The sequence below is a fragment of the Neisseria sp. HMSC065D04 genome, assembly GCF_001815675.1.
Lineage (GTDB): Bacteria > Pseudomonadota > Gammaproteobacteria > Burkholderiales > Neisseriaceae > Neisseria.
Window position 1 is genome coordinate 5,024 of sequence record NZ_KV821552.1, and the last position, 6,277, is coordinate 11,300.

3 protein-coding genes are annotated in these 6,277 nt (G+C 54.4%); 2 read left to right on the forward strand and 1 reads right to left on the reverse strand.

Annotated elements, in window-relative coordinates; all coding sequences use genetic code 11:
* Positions 1-1,482: efflux transporter outer membrane subunit (locus tag HMPREF3050_RS11570; protein WP_070774887.1), on the reverse strand; the 1,482-nt coding region annotated here is incomplete at its 3' end.
* A gap of 681 nt (positions 1,483-2,163) precedes the next feature.
* On the opposite strand from HMPREF3050_RS11570, the gene HMPREF3050_RS11575 reads away from it, so the two are divergent.
* Both HMPREF3050_RS11575 and HMPREF3050_RS11580 read left to right on the forward strand, forming a co-directional pair.
* Positions 2,164-5,481: a DUF2339 domain-containing protein gene (locus HMPREF3050_RS11575; RefSeq protein WP_070774888.1), complete on the forward strand. Its 3,318-nt coding sequence runs from the start codon at positions 2,164-2,166 to the stop codon at positions 5,479-5,481.
* Positions 5,482-5,690: 209 nt separating this feature from the next.
* On the forward strand, positions 5,691-6,071 hold the full coding sequence (locus HMPREF3050_RS11580) for a putative zinc-binding protein (protein ID WP_003757884.1): 381 nt from the start codon (positions 5,691-5,693) through the stop codon (positions 6,069-6,071).
* The last annotated feature ends 206 nt before the right edge of the window (positions 6,072-6,277 follow it).

The following is a 6,277-nucleotide window of genomic DNA, read 5'->3' on the forward strand; positions in this document are numbered from 1 at the left end:
GCCGTACTGGTTTAAAGTTAATCCACTATATTTCGACCAGCCGCCGCCCAATGCCTTATACAGCGACACCAGCATCTGCGCCCTTGCCAGCCGCGCCGCAATCAGGTTTTCCTGCATTTGGCCTTCGGCGATATGGGCTTTGAGGGCGACATCCAGCGTTTTGTAGCCGTTGCGGAACATTTTTTCCGTATCGGCCGCGTGGCGTGCCGCCTGATTATGGGCGGTTTGCAGCAGTTCGGTTTGACGGCTTAGCGATTCCACGCCTTGATATGCGCTGTCGACTTCGCCCAGCGCGGTCAGGAGCCGTTTGTCGTATTCCAGCAATGCCGTCTGAAGACGCGCGTCGGCAGCTTTGATGTTGGCTTTGATGCGGCCGTTGGTAAACAGCGGCGTCTGTATGCCCACCGACAACAAACTTGCCCAGCCGGTCAGCGAACGGTCGCCATCCACACCGATGCGTCCGCCCTGCCCCATAAAGCTGATAGTGAAGCGCGGCAGCAAATCGGCTTTGGCACTGGCGAATTTGGCGGCATAGGCATTGACTTGCGCCGCCTGCGCACGCAGGTCGGGGCGGCGTTCCAGCAAGCCTTGCGGCGTCTGCCCGCTTGGTGCGGAGGGTTGGTGTGCCAACGCATCGACAGACGATTCGGGCAGCGTAAACGTCTGAGGCACGTTGCCGGTCAACACGGCGATACTGCGCACATAAGCGGCATATTCCGCCCCTATCGTGGCACGTTTGGCTTCCGCCGAGGTCAGTTGCACTTTCGCCTCGTTCACTTCATAGCCGCTGACATGTCCCGCCTTAAAACGTCCTTCGATGTAGCGCACCATACGCCGCAAGGTGGCAACGGTTTGATCGGCGGTTTTCAGACGGCCTTGTGCCGCACGCGCTTTGAAATAATTGTCGGCAATATCGCCCGCCACCAGCATTTGCGCGCCGTATGCCAATTCCTGCTGCCCCAGCGCGGCATAGCGGGCGGCATCGGCATCGCTGCGTTTCTTGCCGAAAATATCCGGCTCCCACGAAGCAGTCAGTCCGCCGTATAGGCTGGTGCCTTGAGAATCGATGGTATCCCCGTTTAAAGACGAGGCCTGCGGATAACGCGAGAGCAACGCCTTGGCATTACTGTCGAGCGGATTATCCATTTTGCTGTAATTCGCCCCCGCCTTGCCACTCAGTCCGACGGTCGGTCCCAAATCGGCACGCGCCGCCCCAGCCACGGCACGGGCTTCGTTCAGACGGCTGACGGCGATTTTCACATCATGCCCCTGCGCCAAACCCTGCGCGATTAATCCGCTTAACACCGGATCGTTCCACTGCTGCCACCATGCCCCAATGTCCGCATCGCCCTTCGCCGCCGCATCCTGCGTAAACGCCTGGGGTAATTGAACCTGACTGTTTAACGGAACTTCTGTGTTTTTACAGCCTGCAAGCGCCAAGGCTGCGGCAATACACAATAAATGGATTTGATTGAATTTCATCGTATTTTCCTTTTTGAAAAGGTTTTAGCGTTCCGTGTTGGCGAAATTTGCTTCGCTCGTTTTCAGTGTACGCAGCCTCTTGACGGGGCAACCTTTCAGACGACCTTTCAGAAGATTTTTTTGCGAAACCTAGGAACCTGAATGAAAGCCTGCGGCTTACTGCCCTCTCCCTAACCCTCTCCCACAGGGAGAGGGGACAAATTGGTCGAATCCCTAAAAATGGTTGGGTTTCAGCATCCTCAATCTCCTCTCCCACGAAGAGAGGAGACAAAATTGGCGGGAAACCCAAAGCATGGTTGGGTTAATGAGGCATTAGATTTTCTTTCGAAAAATATGGGTATCAAAAAAGCCTTGAGAATTGGTGGCTAGACAAACCGTACCCTATCGAAGCTAACGCCTATAATAAATAGTCCGTATCAAGCATGGCAAGTTCACAGGACTTGCGCCCGGTTTCACGATATAAAGCCTATATTCATGATAAACAGCAGGACGAAACCCATCGACTAGGTCGTCTGAAATCCAATTTCGCTTTTCAGACGACCTTGTACCGTAAATTAATTCTGCAAATACAATGTTGCTTACCGTACAACAGCTTTTCCTACCGTTACGCCTTCTATACATCCTTCTCATGACAAGAATGCTACAATTGGCATATTTTTACCGTTATCGGACAGGTGTTTTATGCAGTATTTCTGCCTACTCATCCCCATCCTCATTGGCTATTTTCTTGACGAAATGACCGTCGGCGTCATTTTCGGCTCTATTTTATGGTTGTTTGCGCGGGAACTCGGCAAACCGCGTCAGGAAGAACATGATGCAAAGCTGCAAAATCTGGAAAAAGAAATCGAGTTGCTGAAGCTGCGTTTGACGGCTTTGGAACACGAATCCGTTCATGATAAAGCAGAAGTCGGGCAGGCTAGGAAACTGCGCGCTGTTTTGTCCGAACATGCCGACGATATTCAGACGACCCCTGCGCCGCTTCATGAGAAGGTTGAACCTGTCGCAACTGCGGACAATGCGCCTGTCGAGCCGCACATTGAGCCGGTTGCCGCTCCCTCTTTTTCTACCCCTGTTTCCGCCGAACCTTCCGTGCAGCCCGAACCTGCTCTGTACGCAGACAGCGTCGAAACACCTGCCCAAGTTTCCGCTATTCAAGAAGACGAACGCAAACAAGACGCGCCTATCCTGCAAACGTCGTCTGAAAACGAAGTGCCGATGTCGTCTGAAAATATATCTGAAAACGCTGACGCAGATTCTCGTGAAACCGTTATCCGCAAAGAAGAAGGTTTCGATTTCAAATTCTCCGAAAATCCCATTGTTGCTTGGTTCCTGCGCGGCAATCCGTTGCTGAAAACCGGTATCGTGGTGCTCTTCCTCGGCTTGGCGTTCCTCTTACGCTATGCCTCCGAGCGGATTTATGTACCGGTGGAAATGCGTTACCTGACCGTGGCAGGCGCGGGTTTGGCGGCGGTCATCGGCGGCTGGAAGCTGCAAAGCCGCAAACGTGAATACGGCTTGGTGTTGCAAGGCTTCGGCGTGGCGGTGATGTATCTAACCTCTTTAGCGGCGTTGAAACTGCATCCGCTGCTGCCTGCGCCGATCGTGTTCGTACTGATGGTGGCGATGGTCGTATTGATGGCGTTGCTGGCGATCAGGCAAAACGCACAGATTATGGCGCAGGTTGCCTTGGTCGGCGGTCTGGCGGCGCCTATCTTGGTATCGGACGGCAGCGGCAATTATTTGGTGCTGTTCTCCTACCTTTCCCTGCTCAATGCCGGCGTAGCGGCGATTGCTTGGTTTAAGGCATGGCGGCCGCTGAACCTGACGGGTTTCGCCGGAACGTTCTCCATCGCCGCGTTGTGGGGCATGCAAAGCTATACGCCGCAGCATTTCGCCACCACCGAGCCTTTCCTGATTTACCACTGGCTGCTTTATACCTTCATCGCCTATCTGTTCGCCCGCCGCAAGCTGACGGATAGCCGCGAAGACACGCTCACGCCCGTTGCCGACAATGCGACGCTGGAAGAAATTTGGAACAGCATCTGCTCCCACGGCCTGCGCGTCCACGTCCTCGACCATACTTTATTGTTCGGCACGATGGCGGCGGCGTTCGGACTGCAATACCGCATGGTGGAACACTGGCCGTCTGCGGACGCATTCTCCGCGCTGGGCTTCGCCGCCGTTTACGGGCTTGCCGCGCTGATGCTGAAACGGCAACAGGGTTTGTATATCCTGCGTCAGGCATTTTTCGCCCTGTCGCTGCTTTTCCTCACGCTCGCCGTTCCGCTTCACTTTGAACGCGGCAACACTGTCATCCTGTGGACGGTAGAATCCGCGCTCGTGTATTTCTTCGGGCTGCGCCAACAGCGTCCGCATATGCGTTTGGGTGCGCTCGTCGTTTATCTGCTGGCGGCGCTGACCCAACTGAGCGGTTATCAGGAGGGAGGATCCACCATCCTGCAAGGTCAATGGTTTACCACCCTGCTGACCCTGTTCGGCGGCGCAGCAATTTACCTGCAGTGGCACCTCTACCGCCGTAAAGGCTCGGCACACTGGGAACACACGCTTCAAAACGCAACCCTCTGCGCCGCCCTGCTCTACACATCCATCCTGCCTTTACTGTTTTTCGCGGAACGCGGCAGCATCATCATTTTCTCTGCTTTGGTGGCAGCTTGGGCGTTCTGCCGAGGCAAAGGCAAGTCGGAGGTGTTCAGCACATTCGCCTTGGGCAATGCAATCTTTATCCTGCTCTTCCAAGCCTCGATTAATAATGAATCCAACGGCTTCCTGACACACTGGCATCTTTTCGCCGCCGCGCCGCTGCTGTTTGCCGCGGCCTACATGCTGCAATATTCGCGCGTCCAAACCGAAGCATCGGAAAACCAAGGCAAACAAGACCAAACCCTCCCGTTCTCGCAGATTGCAGGCTGGGCTATCCTCGTTATCGCCCTGATGTTGGGCGGCTTCGCCACCTATACCCAATGGACGGGCGAAGAAACCCTGTTCATCGAGCTTTGGGCATTGCCGATATTCACCACCTTGCTGTTGCTTGCCAACCGTTTGAACTGGAAAGAGCTTTTTCAGACGACCTTGGCATTCCTGCCCCTATTTGCCCTGCACTTCATCGGCTATCACCTCGAACACCTATGGACGGCCGCCGCAGCCCTGCCGCTTGCCGCCGCCACCGTGTTGAACTTCGTCATTCTGAATAACCGCCGAACCAATGCGCCTATCGGCTTGCACAAAATCAACATCATCATGCTCGGCATCCTTTGGTCGCTTTGGTCGGGAATGTATGTCGGCGAACTCGTCGACGGCGTTTGGTCGCAGCTCTCGTGGCTTGCCGTACCGCTGATCATGTGGGTCGTCCTTCATACGCAGCGGCAGCGCGGCTTTTTCAGACGACATCAAGCCGCCTATCAGCATTCCGCCCTGCCGATAGCCGCCCTTGCATCGGCAAGTTGGATGATATGGACAAACTTCTCTACCCCGTTCCAACCCGCGCCGTTGCCATATATCCCGCTGCTTAACCCGCTGGAGCTCGCCTGCGCCGGAATGCTGTGGTTTGCCCTGAAGTCCCTGCCCGAAGCCCTGCCTGCAGAATACCGCCGCGTAAACGCGCCCGGCGTCGCCGCCCTCGCATTCATGGTCATCAGCGCGGGCGTGATGCGCCTGTGGCACTTCTACGACGGCATCACTTGGCGCCTTGACATCATGCTCCAATCCTTCGGCCTGCAAGCCAGCCTCTCCGTCGTGTGGGCAGTGACCGCCATCATCCTGATGGTGTACGGCAACCGCCGCAAACTGCGCCCCTTCTGGATAACCGGCGCAGCACTGATGGCGATTGTCGTCGTCAAGCTCTTCCTCATCGAGCTTTCCAACAGCGGCGGCATCGCCCGCATCGCCTCCTTCATCATCGTCGGCGTGCTGCTGCTCTTGGTCGGCTGGTTCGCGCCCGTTCCGCCCAAAGCAGTGGAAAACGAAGAGGACAAAGCATAGCCCAGTCCCCAAAGAAAAGGTCGTCTGAAAACCGACAGCAAGTTTTGCTAAAATATTTTCAGACGACCTTCAGGCATCCCGAATCCAACCCGGCATGGCAGAAAATCGACCACTTTTGTCAGGTCTGCTTCAATCTGAGCGTGCTTTACCGATTATTGATGGATTAAAATACACATACAAAATGAAAAAGTCTAAAGAGGAGATTAAAAATGCCCAACCGCAGCGAACTTCCGTTGATTTATTCCTGTTCCGGATGTTCTGACGTAGCGCAACTTGCCAACAATACCGCCGTAGCACTCGATCACGCCGGCGAATTTGAAATGTCGTGCATTTCCGGCGTAGGAGGCAAAGTCGCACCTTTGGTACGCAAAGCGCAGTCCGGCAGGCCGATGCTGGTCATTGACGGCTGCCATCTGCATTGCGCCAAGTCATGTTTGGAAAACGTAGGCGTCGAGATTTCAGAAGAACACCACGTCAAACTCTATGACTTGGGCTATAAAAAGCGTTTTGGCAAAAGCTATGACGAAGCGGCGGTAGAAGAAGTCTATCAATATGTCTTAACTAAAAAACACGATGTGTTGAGCAACTAGCCACCTTTTCCCCCAAGCAATCCGTCTGCAAAACCTTCAACACAAACCCGAACGGATGACAACCGTTTCAAAACAAAGGTCGTCTGAAAACCGATAGCAAGTCTCGCTAAAGCGTTTTCAGACTACCTTTTTTAATAGGGAGAACGTTACCGCCCGATTGCCAACTTATTCAATATAGTACGGAACCGATTCACTTGGTGCTTCAG